Genomic DNA, 23,608 nt, shown 5'->3' with positions numbered 1-23,608 from the left:
AGTCATTTCCCGTCAGTCGACCCTGCGGCAATTCGACTAGGCAGCGACAACGGCCTCAGGAGCTGGCTTGGCGCCGGTCATGAAGGCGACCGCGTCGGACATCGAATACTCCTTTGGATCGATGACGCACAGACGACGCCCGAGCCGATGGATGTGGATGCGGTCGGCGACTTCGAAGACATGCGGCATATTGTGGGAAATCAGAACGATCGGCAGGCCGCGACGCTTGACGTCGAGGATCAGTTCCAGCACGCGCCGGCTTTCCTTGACGCCGAGCGCCGCCGTCGGCTCATCCATGATCACCATCTTGGAGCCGAAGGCCGCAGCGCGCGCCACCGCCACGCCCTGGCGCTGACCGCCGGAAAGCGTCTCGACCGCCTGGCTGATGTTCTGGATGGTCATGAGCCCCAGTTCGGTCAGCTTGTCGCGAGCGCGTTTTTCCATTGCCGGACGGTCCAGCATCCGCAGCCACTGGCCAAGGATGCCGGGCTTGCGGATTTCGCGGCCGAGAAACATGTTGTCGGCAATCGAAAGGGCCGGCGACAAGGCAAGGTTCTGGTAGACCGTCTCGATGCCGGCGGCACGCGCCTCCATCGGCGACTTGAAGCTTACCGTCTTGCCTTCCAGTTCGATTACACCTTCGTCCGGAACGACCGCCCCGGAAATCGCCTTGATCAGCGACGACTTGCCGGCGCCGTTGTCGCCGATGACGGCGAGGATTTCGCCGGGGTAGAGGTCGAAATCGGCGTTGTCGAGCGCCGTCACCCGGCCATAGCGCTTGACCAGGCCCTTCGCGGTCAGGATTGGCTGCGTGCTCATACCGAAACCTTTCTGATCCACTGGTCGACTCCGACCGCGCCGATGATGAGGACGCCCGTCAGCAGCACCTTCCATTGCGGATCGGCGCCAAGCATGTTCAGGCCCATGGAGACAACGCCGACGATCATGGCGCCGAACAGCGTGCCGAGGATCGAACCACGGCCGCCAAAGAGGGAAATGCCGCCGATCACCGTCGCGGTAATCGCCTGCAGATTGTAGTCGGTGACCGCCCAAGATGGCGAAATGGAGCCATTGCGGCCAATCGCGACCCAGGCGGCGAACGCGGCGATCAGCCCCGCCAGTCCGTAGACGGCCATCAGCACCTTCTTGGTCTGGATACCGGACAGCTTTGCCGCCTCGGGATCGTCGCCGACCGCGTAGACGTGCCGCCCCCAGGCGGTGTGGTTCAGGACGTACCAGAGCACCAGGACCAGAAGCACCATAGCGATGACGCCGGCAGTCAGCACGGCGCTGCCGATCTTGAAGCTGGAGCCGAAAACATGAAGCAGCGGCGCCTGCGCATCGACATCGGTGTCGCGAATGGTCTCGTTCGCCGAATAGATGAAATTCGTCGCCATGACGATGTTCCACGTGCCCAGCGTGACGATGAAGGGCGGCAGCCGCATATAGGCCACCAGCACCCCGTTGAGCAGACCGCAGAGCGTGCCTACGACCAGGCCCGCCAGGACGGCGATCGGTGTGGGCAAGCCGTAAATGACCGCGACATTGCCCATGACCACCGCCGAAATGACCATGATGACGCCGATCGACAGGTCGATGCCGGCGGTGAGGATCACCAGCGTCTGCGCCGCGCCGAGGATGCCGACGACGGCGATCTGCTGCAGGATAAGCGTCAATGTATAGGACGAGAAGAAGCGTCCGCCGATGGTGAGGCCGAAGACGACGATCGACAGCAACAGAACGATCAACGGCACGGCCGCCGGGTTCGAGTGCAGGAAATGCTGCACGCGCTTGAGCAGGGACATGCCGCTTTCCTCGAAGGAGGCGACGCTGCTCTCGCTTCCCGAAAGCACCTTCTCGAATTCCTGAGCCTGGGACATTTTTCCTCCCGTTTGGCGCACCCGGTGCGCAACGTTCCCTATCGCCTGTGCCGCCGGTCCGGCGCCAGCGCTTTCGAGAGGCGGCGCGTTCATCGTCGATCCAAACCGGCTGGGGATCAAGCCCGGTCGGTTTGTTCGAACGGCAGCCCAGGATTGGGCAAAAGCCGGATGGGAATTCGCCGCGGCGAGACCGTCAAATGGCCGCCGCGGAATTCATGCCGACACCCGGCCAGGGACCCGTTGCCTATGGCAACTCCCCGGCCAAAGCGAACCGTCACCCTGCCGCTCGCCAGGGCTCGGGGCGTTCGATGACTTCGGGAGGTCCACCGGACCTCCCGATTCGCCTTTGGCGAACCGTCACCTCACCCCCAGCACTTGGCCGTGCCTTCCTTGGTGTCGATCGACTTTACGCCGGTCGCAGGCTTGTCGGTGACGAGGTTCACGCCGGTGTCGAAGAAGTTCTTGCCTTCGGTCGGCTTTGGCTTGGTGCCGTCCTTGGCGAAGGCGGCGATGGCTTCGATGCCGAGCGATGCCATCATCAGCGGGTATTGCTGCGAGGTCGCGCCGATGACGCCGTCGGCAACCGACTTGACACCGGGGCAACCGCCATCGACCGAAACGATCAGCACCTGGCTTTCCATGCCGACCGCTTTAAGTGCCTGATAGGCACCGACGGCGGCCGGTTCGTTGATCGTGTGGATGACGTTGATGGTGTTGTCCTTCTGCAGAAGGTTCTCCATCGCCTTGCGGCCGCCCTCTTCATTGCCGTTGGTGACATCATGGCCGACGATGCGCGCATCATCCTCGTCGCCGATCTTGTTGGCGTCCTTGGGGTCGATGCCGAAGCCGATCATGAAGCCCTGGTCGCGCAGCACATCGACGGTCGGCTGGTCGGGAGTGAGATCCAGGAAGCCGATCTTCGCGTCCTTGGCCTTGTCGCCCAGCGTCGCGGCGGCCCAGGCGCCGATCAGCTTGCCGGCCTCGAGATTGTCGGTGGCGAAAGTGGCGTCAGCCGAATCCAGCGGATCGAGCGGCGTGTCGAGCGCGATCACGAGAATGCCTGCGTCGCGCGCCTTCTTCACCGTCGGTACGATGCCCTTGGTGTCGGATGCCGTTATCAGAATGCCCTTGGCGCCGTCGGCGATGCAGCTTTCGATCGCCGCGACCTGGCTTTCGGAATCGCCATCGACCTTGCCGGCATAGGATTTGAGGTTGACGCCGAGTTCCTTGGCCTTGGCGGTCGCGCCTTCCTTCATCTTGACGAAGAAGGGGTTGGTGTCGGTCTTGGTGATCAGGCAGGCGCTGACATCAGCGGCGGAAGCCGGCGCTGCCAGAGATGCGAGACCCGCGGCCGTTGCAGCGAGCAACGCCGACTTCATCAGACGGTTCATGAAATATCCTCCCGGAACAATACCAATGCCGGACCAGCCCGGCATCGAAGGCAAAGCGTACTCCCAGGTTCCGCTTGCCGTCGACGCGACGAAACACCAACCGCTCCCATCTGTCAATAATTAAATCACTCTTATTTATTATTGACACAGTTGCGGTGCGGCACCATTCTGATGCAAAAGAATTTCCAATAAAAATCAGGGAGGAAGCGGTGGAAACCGGCACTTCGAGAGACGGCTCTCCCGAGCCGGCAGAGAGCCGTTTTCACCGCGGCACCAACCAGAGCGGCATGCGTGACCACAATGAGCGGCTGGTGCTGTCGCTGGTGCGCGAGAGGGGCAGCCTGGCCAAATCCGACATCGCCCGGATGACCGGCCTGTCGGCGCAGACGGTGTCAGTCATCATGCGTGAGCTGGAGGAGGAAGGTCTGCTGCTGCGGCAAGCGCCGTTGCGCGGGCGCATCGGCCAGCCATCCATTCCGATGTCGCTCAACCCGAACGGCGCCTATTTCATAGGCCTCAAGATCGGACGCCGCAGCGCCGAGCTGGTGCTCATCGATTTTCTCGGCAATCTCCGCGCGATGCAGCGGCAATCCTATCGTTATCCGACAGCGCGCGAGACGGTGAGGTTCGTCGCCAGCGGCATAGGGGAACTGCAGCAAAGTCTGAGCGAGAGCGAGCGCCGGCGTATCGCCGGACTGGGCATCGCCATGCCGTTCGAGCTGTGGAACTGGGCGGACGCCGCCGGCGCGCCGCGCGAAGTGATGGACGAATGGCGGCATCGCGACATCCGCGCGGAAGTTCAGGCGCTGTGCGCCTTCCCGGTCTACCTTCAGAACGACGCGACGTCAGCCTGCGGCGCCGAACTGGTGTTCGGGACAGGCGGCAGCGGGCGCGATTTCGTCTATTTCTATATCGGCGCGTTCGCAGGCGGCGGTATCGTGCTCAACGGCCGCATCTACAGCGGCACGACCGGCAATGCAGGCGCTTTGGGATCAATGCCGGTGCCGGGCACCAACGGGCGGCCGGCGCAGTTGATCGACGTCGCCTCGGTGGCCGCGCTGGAGAAGGCGCTCAACGCGAAAGGCGTCGAGGCATCGCACCTTTGGACCTCACCGGAAGACTGGGGCGACATCGGCGTCGAGCTGGATGAATGGATCGGCAGCGCCGCTTCGGCGCTCGCCTACGCCATCGTGTCGGCCAGCTCGGTCATCGATTTCGAGGCCGCGGTGATCGATGGGTGGATGCCAACCGCCGTGCGTGCGCGGCTTGTCAACGAAGTCGCCAGGGCGCTGGGCAAGGTCGATGCGGAGGGCTTGAAACTGCCATCCGTGCGTGAGGGCACCGTCGGCATTCATGCGCGCGCTCTCGGCGGGGCCAGCCTGCCGCTTTCGGAGCGATTTCTCGTCGGTCCGGCGAACTCCGTGGTCAGGACGCCTTGACCGTGTCTTTCTGTACCCCTGCCCTGCCCGCGACTGTGCAATCCGGCGGGCCAACAATCGTCCAGATCCATCTTCGGGAATACTGACCATCATGATCCTTTGCTGCGGCGAAGCCCTCATCGACATGCTGCCGCGCCATACGACGGCGCAGGAAGGGGCATTTGCGCCCTATGCCGGCGGCGCTGTCTTCAACACCGCGATTGCGCTGGGAAGGCTCGGCGCGCCGGCCAGTTTCTTTTCCGGCCTGTCGCTGGATTTCTTCGGCAAGCAGCTGCGCGAGGCGCTGGCGGCGAGCCATGTCGACACGCGTTATGCGCCACTCTCGGACCGGCCGACGACTTTGGCCTTCGTCCAGTTGAACGACGGCCACGCCAGCTACGTCTTCTACGACGAGAACACCGCGGGACGGATGCTGACGCCAGCGGACCTGCCTCAACTCGACGATAGCGTGGACGCCATGCTGTTCGGGGCCATCAGCCTTATCTCTGAACCGGCAGGCGGCACCTACGAGGACTTCATGCGGCGCGAGCAGGCCGATCGCGTGATGATGCTCGACCCCAACATCCGCCCCAATTTCATCCCCGACAAGGCCAGGCATCTGGCGCGTATCCGCAACATGATGGCCATGGCCGACATCGTGAAATTGTCCGACGAGGATCTCGCCTGGTTCGGCGAGGACGGTTCACCCGAAGCGGTAATACAGCGCTGGCTGGAACGTGGCCCAAAACTGGTCGTCGTCACCCATGGTTCGAAGGGCGCGATGGGCTACACAAAGCATCACACGGTCACCGTCATGCCGCAGAAAGTCGATGTGGTGGATACGGTCGGGGCCGGCGACACTTTCAATGGCGGCGTGCTCGCCTCCCTGCACGAACAGAAGCTTCTCTCCAAGACCGCAATCGCCCATCTCACCGAGGACGCTATCCGCAGCGCGCTCACTCTCGGCGCCAAGGCCGCCGCCGTGACTGTCTCGCGCGCCGGCGCCAATCCGCCCTGGCGGCATGAGATCGCCTGATCGCCCAAAGCTCCATTGGCTGGCTGGATGACAAGGTGATCTTGCGCCTTTTCCGGCCTATGTAAGTCTGATACCAGCGGGCAAATTCGGTAACGGAAGCGAAAAGACATGCAGTTCATCGATCTGGCGGCGCAAAGGAAACGGTTGGGCCAGCGGCTGAAGACGGCGATCGAAAACGTCGTCGAGGAAGGCCGCTACATCCTCGGGCCGCAGGTTGCAGAATTCGAGCAGAAGCTGGCAGCCTATGCCGGGGTGAAGCATGTCGTCGCCTGCGCCAACGGCACCGACGCGCTTCTTCTACCGCTCTATGCCTCGGGCATCGGACCCGGCGACGCCGTGTTCGTGCCGAGCTTCACCTTTGCCGCGACGGCGGAAGTGGTGGCGCTGGCGAAGGCCGAGCCGGTGTTCGTCGATGTCGATCCCGAAACCTACAATATCGATATCGCCAGTCTCGCGGCGGCGATCGAGATGGTCAAAGCCGAAGGCCGACTGCGGCCCCGCGCCATCATTCCGGTCGATCTGTTCGGCCTCACCGCCGACTATGACGCGATCATGGAAATCGCCAAACGCGAACAACTCCTGGTGATCGAAGACGCCGCCCAGTCCATCGGCGGCTCCAAGGACGGGCGCATGTGCGGCGCCTTCGGCCATGTGGCTGGAACCAGCTTCTATCCGGCCAAGCCGCTGGGCTGCTACGGCGATGGCGGCGCGATGTTCACCAATGATGGCGACCTAGCCGAAAGGCTCCGCTCCTTCGCCTTCCACGGCAAGGGCGAGACGCAATACGACAACGTCCATGTCGGCCTGAATTCGCGGCTGGACACGTTGCAGGCGGCCATCCTGATCGAGAAGCTGGCCATTCTGGACGAGGAAATGGAAGCCCGCCGGCTGGTGGCGGACCGCTACGCGCAGGGGCTCGGCGACGTGGTGACGGCGGCGCGCAACCCGCTGAGCGGCCGCTCGGCCTGGGCGCAATACGCCATCGAAACGCCGAAGCGCGACGGGCTGAAGGCTCATCTGCAGGAAAAGGGCATTCCTTCGGTCATCTATTACGTCAAGCCGCTGCATGAGCAGGTGGCGTATCGCGATTATCCGCGCACGCCGACCGGCCTTGGCGTTTCGGAAGGGCTGCCGGACCGTATCCTCTGCCTGCCGATGCATCCCTATCTGGAAGCCGCCGACCAGGATCGCATCATCGAGACGATCCGCAACTATATCGGCTCGAACTCGGCGGATGCGGCGGCGGAGTAGGCTCGGATCCTCCCTCAAGGCGGAGTGAGCGCGCCGCTGGCGATGAAATTCGGGTTGGCGAAATCGACATCGGCGGCCTGGTTGCGCTTGCCGTAGGCCAAGGGCAGTCCGTCCAGCGTGCGGGTCATGCCGCCAGCTGCGCGCAGGACGGCGTCGCCCGCCGCCGTATCCCATTCCATCGTCCGGCCGAAGCGCGGATAGACGTCGGCTTCCGCGCCGGCAAGCAGGCAGAATTTCAGCGACGATCCGACCGAGACGATCTCGGCCGCACCGATGGTCCGGATGTAGCTCTCGGTTTCGGGCGTGTTGTGCGACCGGCTGGCGACGATTGTCAGCGGCTCGATGGCCACGCGCGCCGCGATCCGCCGACGACCCGCGATGGCAAAATCCTCATCGATCTCCAATGCTTCGGCAAACCCCGGCCGGCCCGAGAAGAACCGGCCGCTGCACGGCGCGTAGACGACGCCGATCTCCGGCGCTCCATGCCGTATCAGGGCGATGTTGACGGTAAAGTCCGTGCGCCTGCTGACGAATTCCTTGGTGCCGTCCAGAGGGTCCACCAAAAAGAAAACGTCGCCCGGATCCGATGGGGCTTCGCCGGCGGCAGCCTCCTCCTCGGCAACACAGGGGATATGCGGGAACTGGCTGCGCAGTCCGGCAAGGATGATCTTTTCGCTTATCCGGTCAGCTTCGGTTACGGGCGATTGGTCGGCCTTTTGCTCGACCGCGCAGCCGGCCTTGAAAACGCGCATGACCTCGCGGCCCGCGGCGAGCGCGAGATGCTCAAACGCCGCGAGCATTGCCGCGTCGTCAGATGCCGCCGCCGTAGTCGTACTGGTTTTCGGCATTGTCACGCTCGGTAAGCCACTGTTCGACCGCTTCTACCATTTCTTCGGCCGATCTGCCGAGCGTCTTCAGATGAATCTCCGGGCTTTCCGGGGCTTCGTAGGGAGAGTCCACGCCGGTGAAGTTCTTGATCTCGCCCTTGAGAGCGCGAGCGTAGAGGCCTTTCGGGTCGCGCCGGGCGCATTCCTCGAAGGGCGTATCGACGAACACCTCGACAAACTCCTTCCCTTCCATGAGTTCGCGCGCCATGCGGCGCTCGGCCCGGAAAGGCGAGATGAACGACACGATGACGATCAGGCCGGCATCGGCCATCAGCTTGGCGACCTCGGCCACCCGGCGGATGTTCTCGACGCGGTCGGCGTCGGTGAAGCCGAGATCGCGATTGAGGCCGTGGCGCACATTGTCGCCATCCAGAATGTAGGTGTGGCGGCCGTTGGCGTAGAGCTTCCGTTCCAGCAGATTGGCGATGGTCGATTTGCCGGAGCCCGACAGGCCCGTGAACCAGAACACAGCCGGCCGCTGGTTCTTCATGTCGGACCGCGCCCGCTTGCCGACATCAAGCGACTGCCAATGGATGTTCGCCGCCCGCCGCAAAGCGTGCGTGATCATGCCGGCGCCGACGGTCGTGTTGGTGATGCGGTCGATGAGGATGAACGCGCCGGTCGAGCGGTTCTCGGCGAACGGGTCGAAGGCGATCGGTGCGCGCAGCGAGATGTTGCAGACACCAACCTCGTTCATCGCCAGGGACCTGGCGGCTTCCTGCGAGAAATCGTTGACGTCGAGACGGTATTTCAAATCGGTGACGACGGCGCTGACCTGGTCGGTTTCCGTCTTCAGGATATAAGAGCGGCCGGGCAGCAGCGCCTGTTCATCGAACCAGACGATGTTGGCGGCAAGCTGGTCGGCAACCTCCGGACGGGCGGTGGGCGCGACCAGCATGTTGCCGCGCGACACCTCGACTTCCTCATCCAGGACGAGGGTGACAGCCTGCCCCGCAACCGCGCTTTCAAGATCGCCGCCATGCGCGACGATGCGCCTGACGCGCGCCGCCTTGCCGGATTTGGCGACGACGATCTCCTCGCCCCGCGTGACCGAACCCGACGCTATGGTTCCGGCAAAGCCACGGAAATCCAAGTTCGGCCGGTTCACATACTGGACGGGGAAACGAAAGGGCAGATCGTTGACGGCATCGTCGACCACCACGTCTTCGAGGTGCTCGATGAGCGTCTGTCCGGAATACCATTCCATGCGCGATGACGGGCTGGTGACATTGTCCCCGAAACGGGCCGACATCGGGATCGGGGTGATGGTCTTGAAGCCGAGACTGGCGGCAAAGGCCTGATAGGATTCGGCAATGCGATCGAATGCCTGTTGATCGAAATCGACCAGATCGATCTTGTTGACCGCCACGACAACGTGGCGGATGCCGAGCAGCGATGCGATGATCGAATGGCGCCGGGTCTGGCGCAACACGCCCTGGCGAGCATCGACCAGCACGATGGCGAGGTCGGCGGTCGATGCGCCGGTGGCCATATTGCGGGTGTATTGCTCGTGGCCGGGCGTGTCGGCGACGATGAACTTGCGCTTGGAGGTGGCGAAGAAGCGGTAGGCGACATCGATGGTGATGCCCTGCTCCCGCTCGGCCTCCAGCCCATCCACCAGCAGCGCGAAATCGATGTCCTCGCCCGTCGTCCCGTGCTTGCGGGAATCGCGTTCCAGCGCCGCCAGCTGATCCTCGAAGATCTGCTTGGTGTCGGACAGGAGACGCCCGATGAGCGTCGACTTGCCGTCATCGACCGAACCGCAGGTCAAAAAACGCAGGAACGACTTATGCTCCTGGGCGAGCAGGTAGTCGCGGATCTTGTCGGAGGGGACGAGGCTTTCGGCCGGAATGTGACGCATACTCAGAAGTAACCCTCGCGCTTCTTCTTTTCCATGGAACCGGACTCGTCCCGGTCGATGAGCCGTCCCTGGCGCTCGGACGTGCGCGCGGTCAGCATCTCGCCGACGATGGCCTCAAGCGTATCGGCATCGGATTCGATGGCTCCCGTCAGCGGGTAGCAACCGAGGGTGCGGAACCGCACCATGCGGTTCTCCACCTTTTCGCCCGGCCGCAACTGCATGCGATCGTCGTCCTTGAGGATCAGCATGCCGTCGCGTTCGACGACCGGGCGCTCCTTGGCGAAATAGAGCGGCACGATCGGGATGCTTTCCTGCAGGATGTACTGCCAGATATCGAGTTCGGTCCAGTTCGACAGCGGAAACACCCGGATCGACTCGCCGGCGGAAATGCGGGTGTTGAAGATGTTCCACATTTCCGGGCGCTGGTTCTTCGGGTCCCAGGCGTGCTGCGCGTTGCGGAAAGAGAAGATGCGCTCCTTGGCGCGCGACTTCTCCTCGTCGCGGCGGGCGCCGCCGAAAGCGGCGTCGAAACCGTATTTGTCAAGCGCCTGCCGCAGCGCCACCGTCTTCATGATGTGGGTGTGGGTGTTGGAGCCGTGGTCGAACGGGTTGATATTATCGCGCACGCCGTCCTCGTTCACATGGACGAGCAGGTCGATACCGAGCTTCTCCGCCATGGCGTCGCGGAAGGCAATCATCTCGCGGAACTTCCAGGTCGTATCGACATGCAGGAACGGAAAAGGCGGCTTGGCTGGATAAAAAGCCTTCATCGCCAGGTGCATGAGCACGGCCGAGTCCTTGCCAACGGAATAGAGCATCACCGGCTTGGAGAAATTCGCCACGACTTCCCGAAAAATATGGATGGACTCGGCCTCGAGCCGTTGAAGGTGCGTGAGCGCGATGTTCATGGGGCCAGGTATTCTTTCATGCCAAAAAGGCTCCCGGCCGTCTTGGGACCAAGAACCAGCCGGCCCGGGAGCCAGCCGTTCCAATGGGCTTTTTAGCAGCCAGCCAACTTGAGAACACGCAATATCAAGCTGGCAAACACCCCTTTGAGAGACATGGTTTTCCGCTCATCGGCGAAATGCGACAAACTTCTTCCCCGGTTCCGCAGCCATGCATCCGCCGAACCCATCGCGCCGGCGCAGGCCGAAAAAACTGCCGTTTGCAGCCGATGGGCTGCGGCGGCCATTGTCACAATTCCATTTCAGTTCCGTGTCAGTGGTGGTAGACCGGCGCGCGACTTCTGGACAAGGCGAAGCGAAATTGAAAATCACTATTTTTGGCGTAGGCTATGTGGGTCTGGTCACCGGCGCGTGCTTTGCGGAAGTCGGCCATGAGGTTCATTGCGTCGATGTCGATCAGAAGAAGATCGACGGGCTGAAGAACGGCATTGTTCCGATCTACGAAGCCGGGCTTCCGGAGCTTGTCGCCAAGAATCAGGAAGCCGGACGCCTCGTCTTCACCAACGATGCCGCCGGAGCCGTGGCGTTCGGCCAGATCGTCTTCATCGCCGTGGGAACTCCCCCGAACGAGGATGGTTCGGCCGACCTCACCCACGTCCTGTCGGTGGCCGAGACGATCGGCACGCATATGTCCGAGTTCAAGGTCGTCGTCGGCAAGTCGACGGTGCCCGTCGGCACCATCGACCGAATCCACAACAAGATTCTGGAAACCCAGAAGCTGCTCGGAAAGGCGCATGATTTCGAGGTCTGCTCCAATCCGGAATTCCTCAAGGAAGGCTCCGCGATAGAAGATTTCACCAAGGCGGCGCGCATCATTGTCGGCACCAACTCCGAGCGGGCGCGCAAGGTCATGCGCGAGTGTTATGCGCCGTACAGCCGCAACCATGACAAGGTGATGTTCATGGACCCGCGCTCGGCGGAACTGACGAAATATGCCGCCAACGTCATGCTGGCGACGAAGATCAGCTTCATGAACGAGATCGCCAATCTGGCCGAACGGCTGGGGGCCGATGTCGAACAGGTGCGTCTCGGGATCGGCTCGGACCCCCGCATCGGCTATCATTTCATCTATCCCGGATGCGGCTATGGCGGCTCCTGTTTCCCGAAGGACGTACAGGCGCTCGGGCGTACGGCGGATCAGGTGGGCTATGACGCTCCGCTCATCAAGGCGGTCGAGGAAACCAACAATGCGCAGAAGAACGTGCTCTTTCGCAAGCTGGAGCAGATTTTCGACGGCGACCTCAAGGGACGCCGCATCGCGGTATGGGGGCTGGCCTTCAAGCCGAACACCGACGATATGCGCAGCGCGCCGAGCCAGGCCCTGATCGACGCCCTGCTGGCCAATGGCGCGCATGTGCGGGCTTTTGATCCGGCGGCCATGGACAAGGCGCGCAGTGTTTACGGAGACCGGCAGGATCTGGTGTTCTGCGCCAGGCAGGAAGACGCCGTGACGGGAGCCGATGCGCTTGTCATCTGCACGGAATGGAAACAATTCCGCATTGTTGACTTCAAAAAGCTCAAATCCGAGCTGAAAAATCCCATCATCGTCGATGGACGCAACCTTTATGAGCCGATGGAACTGCGGGACTACGGCTTTCTGTATTACGCGATCGGCCGTGGCGACTCCGCGAGCCTGTTTGCCGGCAAAGCGGCCTAGGTCTTACCTGGTTGCGACCTGCAGGTTCTATTTCGGATGGAAATTTTAGTTTTCTTGGAGAACCGATGGGAGGAGACTACAGTGACTGACGACAGTGCCCGGGGAATACACAGAACGTGAATCAGCATCGTATCCTGAGGTATGCGGGTTCTGTTCTTGACGTCGTCACGGCGGCGGGCGCGTTTATCTGCTCCTACCTGACAATTTTCGGCGTCGATCTCTATCGCAACGTTCCCGGAATCCAGGAAAAGACGCTGGCTTTTGCCGGCGTTTTCACCCTGTTCTTCTGGCTATTGTCCATGCATCGCGGATCGTGGCGATACGTTTCCATTCCCGACCTCACGACCATCATCAAGGTCAGCTTCGCCACCGTCATCACCTATACGGTCTTCGCTTTCCTGTTGACGCGCGGCAGCAATGTGCCGCGCTCGGTGCCGGTCCTGACTCTGTTGTTCATGATCGCCGGACTGTCGACTTCGCGGCTGGTGTATCGACTGTTCATGGAACGGGCGTTTCTGCTGCCCGCCGACAGCGAGCGATCGCCATCACGCAAATCCATCAACGTCCTGCTCTACGGGCTTACGGACAATGCCGAAAGCTTCATCCGGGCCAATCGCCGTGGCGCAAGAAGCGACTTCCATGTCGCCGGCATACTTGACGACAACGTTCTCAACCAGACGCGAATTGTCCAGGGCGTGAAGGTGCTGGGCGATTTCGCTTCGCTCGGCCAGATCGTCAGCCGGCTGGAAAAATCCCGGACCAAGATTTCCGAGATCATCATCACCGAAATCGGTCCGAACCGCCAGCATCTCGCTGAAATCGTCGAGAAGGCGGCGCGGCTTGGCATCAAGGCTTCGAGAATTCCGGACTTCACGGAAACGTCGCTGATCACCAGCCAGACGATGCTTCAGCCCAAGGCCATCGAACTCGGCGACCTTTTGGGACGGCCCGAAGTGGTGGCCGATCTGCAAGGCGTCGCGCGGCTGATCAACAACAAGGTCATTCTGGTCACCGGCGCCGGCGGTTCGATCGGATCGGAGCTTTGCCGCCAGATAGCGAGCTTTGGGCCGAGCCTGCTGATCCTGACCGATTTTTCCGAATACCACCTCTACATGCTCGACATGGAGATCCAGGAAAACTTCCCCAACCTCAATGTCGTGACGCGGATCGTGAACGTGCGCGACAAGGGCCGGGTGACCAGTCTTTTCGCCGAATTCCATCCGGACTCGGTGTTCCACGCGGCGGCGCTCAAGCATGTGCCGCTGGTCGAGGCCAACCCCATCGAGGCGGTCAAGACCAATCTGCTCGGGACCCGAAACGTGGCCGACGCCGCCCTGCAATACGGCGCGACCAATTTCGTCATGATCTCGACCGACAAGGCCGTAAATCCCACCAATGTGATGGGCGCGACCAAAAGGGCGGCCGAGGCCTATTGCCAGTCCGTCGATATCAGTTCGCAGAAGACGCGCTTCAAGACGGTCCGCTTCGGCAATGTGCTCGGGTCGAACGGGTCGGTGGTGCCGCGTTTCCAGGAGCAGATCGCCAATGGCGGTCCGGTTACAGTTACCCATCCGAACATCGTGCGTTTCTTCATGACCATACCGGAAGCGGTGCGGCTGGTGCTGAACGCGTCCTCGCACGAGCACGGCAAGCAGGATGAGCGCGGCAAGATCATGGTGCTCGACATGGGCAAGCCCGTCCGCATCGTCGACCTCGCCGAGCGCATGATCCAGCTTGCCGGCTTCAGGCCGCGCGTCGATATCGACATCGTCTTCACCGGACTGCGTCCCGGCGAGAAGCTCTACGAAGAGCTTTTCGACCCCTCCGAGATGCAGGAGCACTCGCCCGAGGACACTTATTTCGTCGCCTCGCCGCGCGTCATCGACAAGGGCGTCCTGCACAAGACGCTTGTCACCTTGCAGGAGGCCGTTTTGCGCGAAGACCGCGCGAGGACGATCGAGCTGCTCAACCATATCGTCCCCGAATACAAGCCCGGCAATACGAGCGTGCCCGAGCCATCCTTTCCGAAGGACGACGTCACCGACAGCAATCCGCTCAACTGATCGGCAGTCGGCAAAATCTGAGCCTGCGGGCTAATCGGCAAGTCTCCGTCAAGTTTCCTCATCCATGAAAAAGGCCGCCGCCCTTGCGGGGCAGCGGCCTGAACGATGCCCCTTGTGAGGGCTGTTTTTTACTTTGCGGGTTTGGACGGGATCAGCGACCAGACCGCCGGCGCGATCGCGGCGGCGAGGCCGGCCTTGATCAGATCCGGGACCAGGAAGGGCATGACGCCGAAGGCCCATGATTTTTCGGCGCCGATCAGCCAGGCGAGCCAGGCGAAGCCCATCGCCAGCATGACGATGTCGGCAACGATCACGGCGCCGAACAGCTTGAAGGGGTTACGGTCCCAGCCACGGTCGGCGGCCCAGCCAACAATGGCGGCCATGACGACGAAGCCGGCAAGATAACCGCCGGTCGGGCCCACCATATAGGCAAGGCCGATGCCCTTTTCCGGCGTGCTCTGGAAGACCGGCAGACCTGCGGCCCCTTCAGCCATGTAAAGCAGCAGCGTGGCGACGCCGAGACGCATGCCGAACGCGGCGGCGATCAGCATGACGACCAGCGTCTGCAAGGACAGGTCTACCGGGCCGAGAACAACTTTCGTCTTCGCCGAAAGCGTCAGGAGCAGCGTTCCGGCGACAGCCAGAAGGATCTGCATGCCGAGGCGATTGACGCCTTTTTCCGGCAGCGCGAAGGAAACCAGCGGACGTAATGTAGTTGCAAGTGCCATGATCTTTCCCATCCGTTCGACGCGAGCAGGATGGCTGCGCCGCGGTTTTCCTATATTGGCTTCCATGTTAAGCGGCAATCGGTTTTGCCGTTCAACGGGAGCATCATAGGCCGATGGAGATCAAATTCGATAGCCATTTCGACCCCGCCTATGGCGCAGCGGTGCCCGTTGCGCCTGGCGTTTTGCGCATAACCGCGCGAAATCCCAGCCCCTTCACCTTTCATGGGACCAACAGCTATGTGATCGGCTCCGATACGCTGGCGCTGCTCGACCCCGGACCGGATGATTCGGAGCATTTCCACACGCTGATGGAAACGATCGCTGGCCGGCCGGTCAGCCATATCTTCGTCAGCCATACGCACCGGGACCATTCGCCGCTCGCCGCGCGGCTGAAGGCTGAGACCGGCGCGGTGACGGTCGCGGAAGGGCCGCACCGTCCGGCGCGTCCGCTGCGCATCGGCGAGACAAATCCGCTCGACGCCAGCGCCGATGCCGACTTCGTTCCCGATCTTCGCGTGAAGGACGACGATACCGTCCGCGGCGACGGCTGGGCGATGAAGGCCGTGCTGACGCCCGGTCACACGGCCAACCATGCCGCGTTCGCGCTTGAGGGGACCGACATCCTGTTTTCGGCCGATCACGTGATGGCATGGGCGACGACAATCGTCGCGCCGCCGGACGGCGCGATGAGCGACTATATGGCTTCGCTGGACAAGCTGCTGGCGCGGGACGACCGGCTGTTCCTGCCAGGGCACGGCGGACCTGTCACCGCGCCGCGAACCTTCCTGCGGGGGCTGAAAGCTCACCGCAAGATGCGCGAGCGCGCCATACTGGAGCGGCTGCACAAGGGCGACCGCACGATCAAGGACATGGTAGCGGCGATCTATCGCGACACCGATCCCCGGCTGCACGGCGCCGCCGGACTTTCGGTTCTGGCCCATCTCGAAGACATGTCGGCACGCGGAATTGTCAGGACTGACGGAGCGCCGTCAATCGACGGTCTTTTCCTTCCTGCCGGCTAGGATCAGGAACTGTTTCATATCTATTCGGCCAGAGCCGGCCCGATCCGCCCCGCCACTTCCTGATCCAGTTCGGACAGGAAACGTTCGATGCGCGCGGCATTGTCGCCCAGATCGTGGCGGCCATAGCGGGATGCCGAGCGCATATCGACGAGCGCCGCCTCACCCTCGTCGCTTACGCGTATGGCGATATCGGCAGGAAGCTCCAGCACGAAGCTCGACGCGACGGCGTTCACGGTGATCTGCGCCTGACCGACGGAGGCGGGCATTGGTTCGACCCGCCAGCCTTGCCGCGCCACCACGGCTTCGACAGCGGCGAGCACATCCTCGAATGGCAGATCGTAGCGGTGCGTGGTCACCAGCGGATAGTTTTGCGCCTGCAGCCGCTTTTCGCCCGGCGTTGCGGGCACGGGTGCATTCATCTCAGCCGTCCGGCCGGCGGCATCCAGCTGCGGCGGATCGTCGAGATCGGTGGAGACGTCCCTCAAGGAGGGATAGGCGGTCAGCCAGTAGGCGGCAACGCCGAACGGCGCGAGCGTCAGCAGCGCCAGCAGCGCGCCGAGCGTGAGGTCAAGGCCGCCGCGGTCGCCATGGCTCCAAAGCCGCGCAAAGGCGAAGACGGCAAACAGCAGCGCGCTGGCCGCGAGCAGGACCACCAGACCCAACACCCACAGATAGCCGATCGTCTCGACCATGCCGAAATGATGGCCGATCCATACAGTCGCGAGCAGCACGATGCTGAAGGCGCCGGAGCGCCGCGCCCAGCCAGCCGCTTTCGAGGTCCGCCGTTGGAAATTATCCCGCATCTTTACCCAGCACCCGAGCCCGCACGAAGGCTTAGAGCGTTTCCCAAGGAGATTGAAGCGGAAAAGGGGGCTTCATTCGGTCGGCAGCTTATAGTCCTCGAACTGCTTGCGCAGCGTGGTCTTCTGGATCTTGCCCGTCGCCGTGTGCGGTATCTCGTCGACGAAGGCGACATCGTCGGGCATCCACCATTTGGCGACCTTGCCCTGCATGAAGGCGAGCAAGTCCTCCTTCGTCAGTTGCTTGCCGGGCTTGCGGACAATGACCAGGAGCGGCCGCTCGTCCCATTTGGGATGATGCACACCGATTACCGCCGCTTCGGCCACGTCCTGATGACCGACGGCGAGGTTTTCCAGCTCGATCGTCGAGATCCACTCGCCGCCCGACTTGATGACATCCTTGGCGCGGTCGGTGATCCGCATATAGCCGTCGGCATTGATATGCGCGACGTCGCCGGTATCAAACCAGCCTTCAGCGTCGAACTGTTCGGTGCCGGCATTGCCGTAGTAGGCGGAGGAGACGGCCGGGCCGCGCACCTTCAGGCGGCCGAACGTAACACCGTCCCATGGCTGGGCCACGTTGTCGTCGTCGGTGATCCGCATCTCAATTCCGAAAGGCGTGTAGCCCTGCGTCTGCTTGAGATCGAGCAGCGCATCGTCATCCAGCGCCGCCTGTTCCGGTTTCATCGTGCAGAGCGTGCCGAGCGGCGACATTTCCGTCATGCCCCAGGCATGGATCACCTCGACGCCATAGTCCCGCTGGAATTTCTGGATTATTGCGCGCGGCGCAGCCGAGCCGCCGATGACGACCCGGTTCAAATAGGGAAGCTTCTTGCCGGTTTCCTCCAGATACTGCAGCAACATGAGCCAGATGGTCGGAACGGCCGCCGTGAAAGTCACCTTCTCGCCGTCCAGCAGTTCATAGATCGATGCGCCGTCCATCTTGCTGCCGGGCATGATGATCTTGGCGCCGGTCATCGGCCCGCTCTGCCCCAGGCCCCATGCATTGGCGTGGAACATCGGCACGACCGGCATCACCACATCGCGCGAGGAAATGCCCATAGCATCCGGCATCGCCGCGATCATCGCGTGAAGCACGTTGGAGCGATGGCTGTAGAGCACGCCCTTCGGCTCGCCGGTGGTGCCGGAGGTGTAGCACATGCCGGCGGCAGTGTTTTCGTCGAAGGTTTTCCAACGGAAATCGCCATCCGCGCCCGCCAGCCAGTCCTCATAACAGACCACATTGGGCAAGGCGGTTTGCGGCATGTGGGCGCTGTCGGTCAGTACGATCACCTGTTTCAGCGACTTGACCGAGCCGGCGATCTTCTCCAGCAGCGGCATGAAGGTCAGGTCGACGAAGATCGCCTTGTCCTCGGCATGGTTCATGATCCAGACGAGCTGTTCGGGGAAAAGGCGCGGGTTCAGCGTATGGTAGATGGCGCCGACACCCATGATGCCGTACCACGCTTCCAGATGGCGGGCGGTGTTCCAGGCCAGCGTCGCGATGCGGTCGCCAAGGCCGTAGCCTTCCCTCTCCAGCCGCTGCGCCACCTTGCGCGCGCGGGCGTGCACCTCGGCATAAGTGGTGCGGACTATCGGTCCTTCGATGGAACGCGAGACGATTTCGCGGTTGCCATGCTGCAAGGCCGCATGGTCGATGAGCTTGTGGCAAAGCAGCGGCCATTCCTGCATCAGTCCAAGCATCTGATCTCCTCCCTTCGAGCTCCCTGTTTTGGACATTGTGGAAGGAATGGCCGCAATGTCCAGATGCCGTGTTCTGCTTTGACTTGGCCGGGCCCAATGGCCGATGCCACAATGCGGCCATTGTCGCGGTGGAGGCTATTTCGTGGCGGGGTGCGAATGGCGGATGGAGTGGTTCGCAATGACCCAGCGCGATGAAAAAGCCCTCGAAGACACACTTGCCGAAAGTCTGGCCGATCTCGTTCCCGACGCTGAAAGCGTGTCGGAGCAAGAGTTCGCCGAGGTGGTCGGCGGCGCGCTGGAGGCTGTCGGCGGCAGATTGCTTTTCAAGATGTGCGTGGGTGGCGAAGGCGCTCAGGAACATGTGGCCGCCGCGGCGGTGGGCGATGGCAAAAGCCAGCAGATCCTGATGATGACGCTGCCGAAGAGCGGCGGAACGCTCAAGGTGGAGCCGGCTGCCAAAAGCGGAAACCCGGCCGCGCGCATCGCGGACGCCTATGCGGGCCTGATGGACGTTTTCCAGGCCGCTGCCTGATAGGCCAGCAGCCGAACCGTTCTTGAACCAGGACGGAAAGGATTTTGCGGGCCGCGGTCCAGCAGCTACACCATTGGGAGCGATGCATGCGATCCCAGAGCCTTCACGGTCAGGTGACCTGAGGGACTTGCCGCTGCCGGAGTGAGCCATGACCGAACAGTTGCCGTTGAGCAACCTGCAGACGCGGGATATCGAATCCGTCATCCATCCCTATACGCCGCTTCACAAGCTGAAGACGACGGGAACCCTGGTCGTCAGCCACGGCAAGGGCGTGCATGTCTACGACACGCAGGGACGTGAATATATCGAGGGCATGTCGGGTCTCTGGTGCGCCGGGCTCGGTTTCGGCGACGAGGAAATGGTGGACGCGGCGACCGAACAGATGCGCGCCCTGCCCTTCTACCATCTGTTCGGCGCCAAGAGCTTCGAACCGGCCATCGAACTGGCCGAGAAGCTCAAGGAGATCGCGCCGGTGCCGATCTCCAAGGTGTTCTTCACCTCGTCAGGGTCGGAGGCCAACGATACGCAGGTCAAGCTCGCCTGGTTCCTGAACAATGCGCGCGGCAAGCCGCAGAAGAAGAAGATCATCTCGCGCATCAGGGCCTATCATGGCGTGACCGTCATGGCCGCCTCGCTGACCGGCCTGCCCGGCAACCACAATGGCTGGGACCTGCCGGTCGACCGCGTGCTGCACACCGACTGCCCGCACTTCTACCGCTTCGGCAAGGAGGGCGAGAGCGAGGCGGATTTCGTCGACCGCATCGTCCAGTCGCTGCGCGACCTGATCGAGCGCGAGGGCGCCGACACCATCGCCGCCATGATCGCCGAGCCGGTGATGGGCGCCGGCGGCGTCGTCGTGCCGCCGAAAGGCTATTTCGAGGCGATCCAGGCGGTGCTCGACGAACACGACATCATGCTGATCGCCGACGAAGTCATCACCGGCTTCGGGCGCACTGGCAACTGGTGGGGAACCGAGACCTTCAACATGCGGCCGAAAACCCTTTCCGCCGCCAAGCAACTGACTTCCGCCTATGCCCCGCTTGGCGCGGTGATGGTGCCGGAGGATATCTACCAGGCCTATGTCGACTACACCGCCCAGCTCGGCACCTTCGGCCATGGCTTCACCTATGGCGGTCATCCGCTCGGCTGCGCGCTCGGCGTGAAGGCGATCGAGATCTACCAGAGGCGCGACATTGTCGGCCATGTGCGGCGGCTTGCACCGGTGTTCGAGGCGCGGATGAAACGGCTGGCCGAATTCGAACTCGTCGGCGAGGCCCGCTATTGCGGCCTTGTCGGCGGCGTCGAGCTCGTCGCCGACAAGACAACGCGGCGCGCCTTCAAGCCGGCTCAAGGCGTCGGGCCATTGACGGCAAAGCTGCTTGAGGAAAACGGCCTGATCCTGCGCGCCATGGGCGACACGATCGGCCTATGCCCGCCCATGGTCATCAGCGAAGGCGAGCTGAACGAATTGTTCGACCGCCTGGAAAAGGCCCTTCGGCAGGCGGAAGAACATGTGACCAAGGAGAAGCTGCGCGCCGCGTGACCTGAGCGACGCGCCGTACAGCATAAATCCAGACACTTCATGCAGTTCAGAAACCGATTCGTTTCCTGTCCGCATGTCGTTGTTTTGTTTGACTATCTGCCCTTGATCGCCGCCTGCGCCGCTGCCAGCCGCGCGATCGGTAAGCGGTAAGGCGAGCAGGACACGTAATCCAGGCCGACCTCTTCGCAGAAATGGATCGAGGCCGGATCGCCGCCATGCTCGCCGCAGATGCCGAGCTTGATGTCCGGCCGTGTCGCCCTGCCCTTTTCGGCCGCCATGCGGACGAGTTCGCCAACCCCCTCGATGTCGAGCGAGACGAACGGGTCCTGCTCGATGATGCCCTTCTGCCGGTAGACTTCGAGGAAGGAACTGGCGTCGTCGCGCGATATGCCGAAGGTCGTCTGGGTCAAGTCGTTGGTGCCGAAGGAGAAGAATTCCGCCGATTCGGCGATGACGTTTGCCCGAATGGCCGCGCGCGGCAGTTCGATCATCGTGCCCGAGAGATATTCGATCGTGACGCCGGTCTCCTTCATGACGCTGGAAGCCACGGCGTCGATGCGCGCCTTGACGAATTCCAGCTCCTTCACGATGCCGACCAGAGGCACCATGATTTCCGGCACCACCAGCTTGCCGCTCTTGCGGCCGGCCTCGACCGCCGCCTCGAAGATGGCGCGCGCCTGCATCTCGGCGATTTCGGGATAGGATACGGCCAGCCGGCAGCCGCGATGGCCGAGCATCGGGTTGAACTCGTGCAGCGCCTCGGTGCGCTGGCGAAGTTTATCGGCCGACACGTTCATCGCCGCCGCGACCTCGGCGATTTCCTCCTCGGTCTTCGGCAGGAACTCATGAAGCGGGGGGTCGAGCAGCCGGATCGTCACCGGCAGCCCGGCCATGATCTCGAACAGTTCGAGGAAGTCCGAGCGCTGCATCGGCAGAAGCTTGTCCAGCGCCATGCGCCGGTCCGCCTCGGTGTCGGCGAGGATCATCTCGCGCATGGCGACGATGCGGGCGCCGTCGAAGAACATATGCTCGGTGCGGCAAAGCCCGATGCCTTCGGCGCCGAAGGAGCGCGCCATGCGTGCATCGGCCGGCGTCTCGGCGTTGGTGCGCACCTTCATGCGGCGCACGGCATCTGCCCATTCCATAATGGCGGCGAAATCGCCCGACAGTTCCGGCCGCAGCATTTGCACCGCGCCTTTCAGCACCTGGCCGTTGCTGCCGTCGATGGTGATGACGTCGCCCTTGCGGAAGGTAGCGCCCATGGCGATCAGCGTGCCGGTCCGGTGATCGACGCGCAGCGAGCCGGCGCCGGAAACGCAGGGCTTGCCCATGCCGCGCGCCACAACGGCCGCATGGCTGGTCATGCCGCCGCGCGTGGTCAGGATGCCTTCGGCGGCGTGCATGCCGTGGATGTCCTCGGGGCTGGTCTCGACGCGCACGAGGATCGCCTTGCGGCCCTGCCCTTTCAAATCCTCGGCATCCTCAGAGGAAAAGACAATCTCGCCTGTGGCGGCACCCGGCGATGCCGGCAGGCCGATGCCGATGACGTTGCGCTCGGCCTTGGGATCGATGGTCGGATGCAGCAACTGGTCGAGCGAGGCCGGATCGATGCGGGCGACGGCTTCTTCCTTCGTAATAAGGCCCTCCGCGGCCATCTCCACGGCCATCTTGAGCGCCGCCTTGGCGGTGCGCTTGCCGGAGCGCGTCTGCAGCATCCACAGCTTGCCGCGCTCGATGGTGAATTCCAGGTCCTGCATGTCCCGGTAATGCTTTTCCAGCTTGTCCGAGATCGTGACGAAGGAAGCGAAGGCATCCGGCATCAGCTTCTGCATCGACGGCTTGTCTGAGCCGGCGGCGATGCGGGCCTTTTCGGTGATGTTCTTCGGCGTGCGGATGCCGGCGACGACGTCCTCGCCCTGGGCGTTGACGAGGAACTCGCCGTAGAGCGCCTTCTCGCCGGTCGAGGGATTGCGGGTAAAGGCGACGCCGGTGGCCGAGGTGTCACCCATATTGCCGAACACCATGGCCTGGACGTTGACGGCGGTGCCCCAGGCCTCCGGAATGTCGTGCAGGCGGCGGTAGGTGATGGCGCGGGCATTCATCCAGCTTGAGAACACCGCGCCGATGGCGCCCCAGAGCTGTTCGCGAGGGTCCTGCGGGAACGGCTTGCCGAGTTCCTCCTCGACTTTCGCCTTGTAGAGCGCGATGACCGCCTGCCATTCGGCTGCGCTGAGCTCGGTGTCGAGTTCATAGCCGAGCGTTGCCTTGCGGTCTTCGAGGATCTCCTCGAAGACCTCGTGATCCAGCCCCATGACGACATCGGAATACATCTGGATGAACCGACGGTAGCTGTCATAGGCGAAGCGGGGATCGCCCGAATCCTTGGCCAGCGCTTCGACCGTCTCGTCATTCAGGCCGAGATTGAGAACCGTGTCCATCATGCCGGGCATCGAGGCGCGGGCTCCGGAGCGTACGGAAACCAGGAGCAGTTTTTCCGGATCGCCGAAGCTGCGGCCGGTCAAATTACCGATATGGCCGAGCGCGGCATCGACATCGGCGGCCAGGGAGTCCGGATAGGCATTGCCATTGGCATAGTACCAGTTGCAGGCTTCCGTGGTGATGGTGAAGCCGGGCGGGACCGGCAAGCCGAGGCTGCACATCTCGGCGAGGTTGGCGCCCTTGCCGCCGAGCAGGTTCTTGTCGCCGGCACGTCCCTCTGCCGCGCCATCTCCGAAGGTATAAACCCACTTGGTCATGTTCGCTCCATTGCCAAAGGGCGGGCTTCGGTCCGCCGGGCCGAGCGATAGAATGCTGCGCTGCGAAAGGCAAGGCGTGGACCGGATGGCCGAAGCGTACAATCGATTAGAGCG

The 23,608-nt window shown here is 62.7% G+C and carries 19 protein-coding genes; 8 read left to right on the top strand and 11 right to left on the bottom strand.

What is annotated here, in order from left to right:
- Window positions 1-36: 36 nt before the first annotated feature.
- From J2X35_RS01800 to J2X35_RS01790, 3 genes are all read right to left on the bottom strand, one after another.
- On the bottom strand, window positions 37-819 hold the full coding sequence (locus J2X35_RS01800; protein ID WP_056107907.1) for an ATP-binding cassette domain-containing protein: 783 nt from the start codon (window positions 817-819) through the stop codon (window positions 37-39).
- Window positions 816-1,880, bottom strand: coding sequence for an ABC transporter permease (locus tag J2X35_RS01795; RefSeq protein WP_056115235.1), 1,065 nt, complete (start codon window positions 1,878-1,880; stop codon window positions 816-818). The genes J2X35_RS01800 and J2X35_RS01795 overlap by 4 nt, the downstream gene beginning before the upstream one ends.
- 362 nt (window positions 1,881-2,242) lie before the next feature.
- Window positions 2,243-3,259: a sugar ABC transporter substrate-binding protein gene (locus tag J2X35_RS01790; protein WP_405023190.1), complete on the bottom strand. Its 1,017-nt coding sequence runs from the start codon at window positions 3,257-3,259 to the stop codon at window positions 2,243-2,245.
- Between the two features lie 221 nt (window positions 3,260-3,480).
- On the opposite strand from J2X35_RS01790, the gene J2X35_RS01785 reads away from it, so the two are divergent.
- The 3 genes from J2X35_RS01785 to J2X35_RS01775 all read left to right on the top strand — a co-directional run bounded on the left by J2X35_RS01785 (window position 3,481) and on the right by J2X35_RS01775 (window position 6,976).
- Complete coding sequence (locus J2X35_RS01785; RefSeq protein WP_310180538.1) at window positions 3,481-4,710, top strand: ROK family protein; 1,230 nt, start codon at window positions 3,481-3,483, stop codon at window positions 4,708-4,710.
- Window positions 4,711-4,801: 91 nt separating this feature from the next.
- Entirely contained in the window at window positions 4,802-5,725 is a 924-nt protein-coding gene (locus J2X35_RS01780; RefSeq protein ID WP_310180536.1) for a carbohydrate kinase, read from the top strand.
- A 108-nt stretch (window positions 5,726-5,833) separates the two neighbouring features.
- Window positions 5,834-6,976 (top strand): DegT/DnrJ/EryC1/StrS aminotransferase family protein, encoded by a 1,143-nt coding sequence (locus tag J2X35_RS01775; RefSeq protein ID WP_310180535.1) that lies wholly within the window; start codon window positions 5,834-5,836, stop codon window positions 6,974-6,976.
- A gap of 14 nt (window positions 6,977-6,990) precedes the next feature.
- Here J2X35_RS01775 and cysQ read toward each other — a convergent pair whose 3' ends face one another.
- The 4 genes from cysQ to J2X35_RS01755 all read right to left on the bottom strand — a co-directional run bounded on the left by cysQ (window position 6,991) and on the right by J2X35_RS01755 (window position 10,916).
- A complete protein-coding gene (gene cysQ / locus J2X35_RS01770; RefSeq protein WP_405023169.1) occupies window positions 6,991-7,824 on the bottom strand; it encodes a 3'(2'),5'-bisphosphate nucleotidase CysQ in 834 nt (277 codons plus the stop codon).
- Window positions 7,787-9,724: a sulfate adenylyltransferase subunit CysN gene (gene cysN / locus J2X35_RS01765; protein WP_310180533.1), complete on the bottom strand. Its 1,938-nt coding sequence runs from the start codon at window positions 9,722-9,724 to the stop codon at window positions 7,787-7,789. Before cysN ends, cysQ begins: the two co-directional genes overlap by 38 nt.
- 2 nt (window positions 9,725-9,726) lie before the next feature.
- The gene (gene cysD, locus J2X35_RS01760; protein WP_056107891.1) at window positions 9,727-10,632 is read right to left on the bottom strand and encodes a sulfate adenylyltransferase subunit CysD; all 906 of its coding nucleotides are present in this window, start codon (window positions 10,630-10,632) and stop codon (window positions 9,727-9,729) included.
- Between the two features lie 92 nt (window positions 10,633-10,724).
- Window positions 10,725-10,916: a hypothetical protein gene (locus tag J2X35_RS01755; protein ID WP_310180532.1), complete on the bottom strand. Its 192-nt coding sequence runs from the start codon at window positions 10,914-10,916 to the stop codon at window positions 10,725-10,727.
- Window positions 10,917-10,990: 74 nt separating this feature from the next.
- On the opposite strand from J2X35_RS01755, the gene J2X35_RS01750 reads away from it, so the two are divergent.
- Window positions 10,991-12,346: a UDP-glucose/GDP-mannose dehydrogenase family protein gene (locus J2X35_RS01750; RefSeq protein ID WP_310180531.1), complete on the top strand. Its 1,356-nt coding sequence runs from the start codon at window positions 10,991-10,993 to the stop codon at window positions 12,344-12,346.
- 116 nt (window positions 12,347-12,462) lie between these two features.
- Window positions 12,463-14,409: a nucleoside-diphosphate sugar epimerase/dehydratase gene (locus J2X35_RS01745; RefSeq protein ID WP_310180530.1), complete on the top strand. Its 1,947-nt coding sequence runs from the start codon at window positions 12,463-12,465 to the stop codon at window positions 14,407-14,409.
- 128 nt (window positions 14,410-14,537) lie between these two features.
- On the opposite strand, the gene J2X35_RS01740 is transcribed toward J2X35_RS01745, so the two are convergent.
- On the bottom strand, window positions 14,538-15,137 hold the full coding sequence (locus J2X35_RS01740; RefSeq protein ID WP_310180529.1) for a biotin transporter BioY: 600 nt from the start codon (window positions 15,135-15,137) through the stop codon (window positions 14,538-14,540).
- 113 nt (window positions 15,138-15,250) lie between these two features.
- Here J2X35_RS01740 and J2X35_RS01735 point away from each other — a divergent pair, with 113 nt between their 5' ends.
- Window positions 15,251-16,159: an MBL fold metallo-hydrolase gene (locus tag J2X35_RS01735; protein WP_310180528.1), complete on the top strand. Its 909-nt coding sequence runs from the start codon at window positions 15,251-15,253 to the stop codon at window positions 16,157-16,159.
- A 20-nt stretch (window positions 16,160-16,179) separates the two neighbouring features.
- Here the strand turns inward: J2X35_RS01735 and J2X35_RS01730 are convergent, their stop codons facing one another.
- A complete protein-coding gene (locus tag J2X35_RS01730) occupies window positions 16,180-16,962 on the bottom strand; it encodes a DUF1499 domain-containing protein (RefSeq protein WP_310180527.1) in 783 nt (260 codons plus the stop codon).
- 72 nt (window positions 16,963-17,034) lie between these two features.
- A complete protein-coding gene (locus tag J2X35_RS01725) occupies window positions 17,035-18,663 on the bottom strand; it encodes a 3-(methylthio)propionyl-CoA ligase (RefSeq protein WP_310180526.1) in 1,629 nt (542 codons plus the stop codon).
- Window positions 18,664-18,841: 178 nt separating this feature from the next.
- Here J2X35_RS01725 and J2X35_RS01720 point away from each other — a divergent pair, with 178 nt between their 5' ends.
- On the top strand, window positions 18,842-19,195 hold the full coding sequence (locus J2X35_RS01720; protein ID WP_310180525.1) for a hypothetical protein: 354 nt from the start codon (window positions 18,842-18,844) through the stop codon (window positions 19,193-19,195).
- A gap of 148 nt (window positions 19,196-19,343) precedes the next feature.
- Window positions 19,344-20,738 (top strand): aminotransferase, encoded by a 1,395-nt coding sequence (locus tag J2X35_RS01715; protein ID WP_310180524.1) that lies wholly within the window; start codon window positions 19,344-19,346, stop codon window positions 20,736-20,738.
- 92 nt (window positions 20,739-20,830) lie between these two features.
- On the opposite strand, the gene ppdK is transcribed toward J2X35_RS01715, so the two are convergent.
- Entirely contained in the window at window positions 20,831-23,494 is a 2,664-nt protein-coding gene (ppdK, locus tag J2X35_RS01710) for a pyruvate, phosphate dikinase (protein WP_310180523.1), read from the bottom strand.
- Between the last annotated feature and the right edge of the window lie 114 nt (window positions 23,495-23,608).

The organism is Mesorhizobium sp. BE184, assembly GCF_031457045.1.
In the GTDB taxonomy this organism is placed as follows: Bacteria; Pseudomonadota; Alphaproteobacteria; order Rhizobiales; family Rhizobiaceae; genus Mesorhizobium.
The sequence above is the reverse complement of the archived record's forward strand: the minus strand, read 5'-3'. Positions and strand labels throughout refer to the sequence as shown.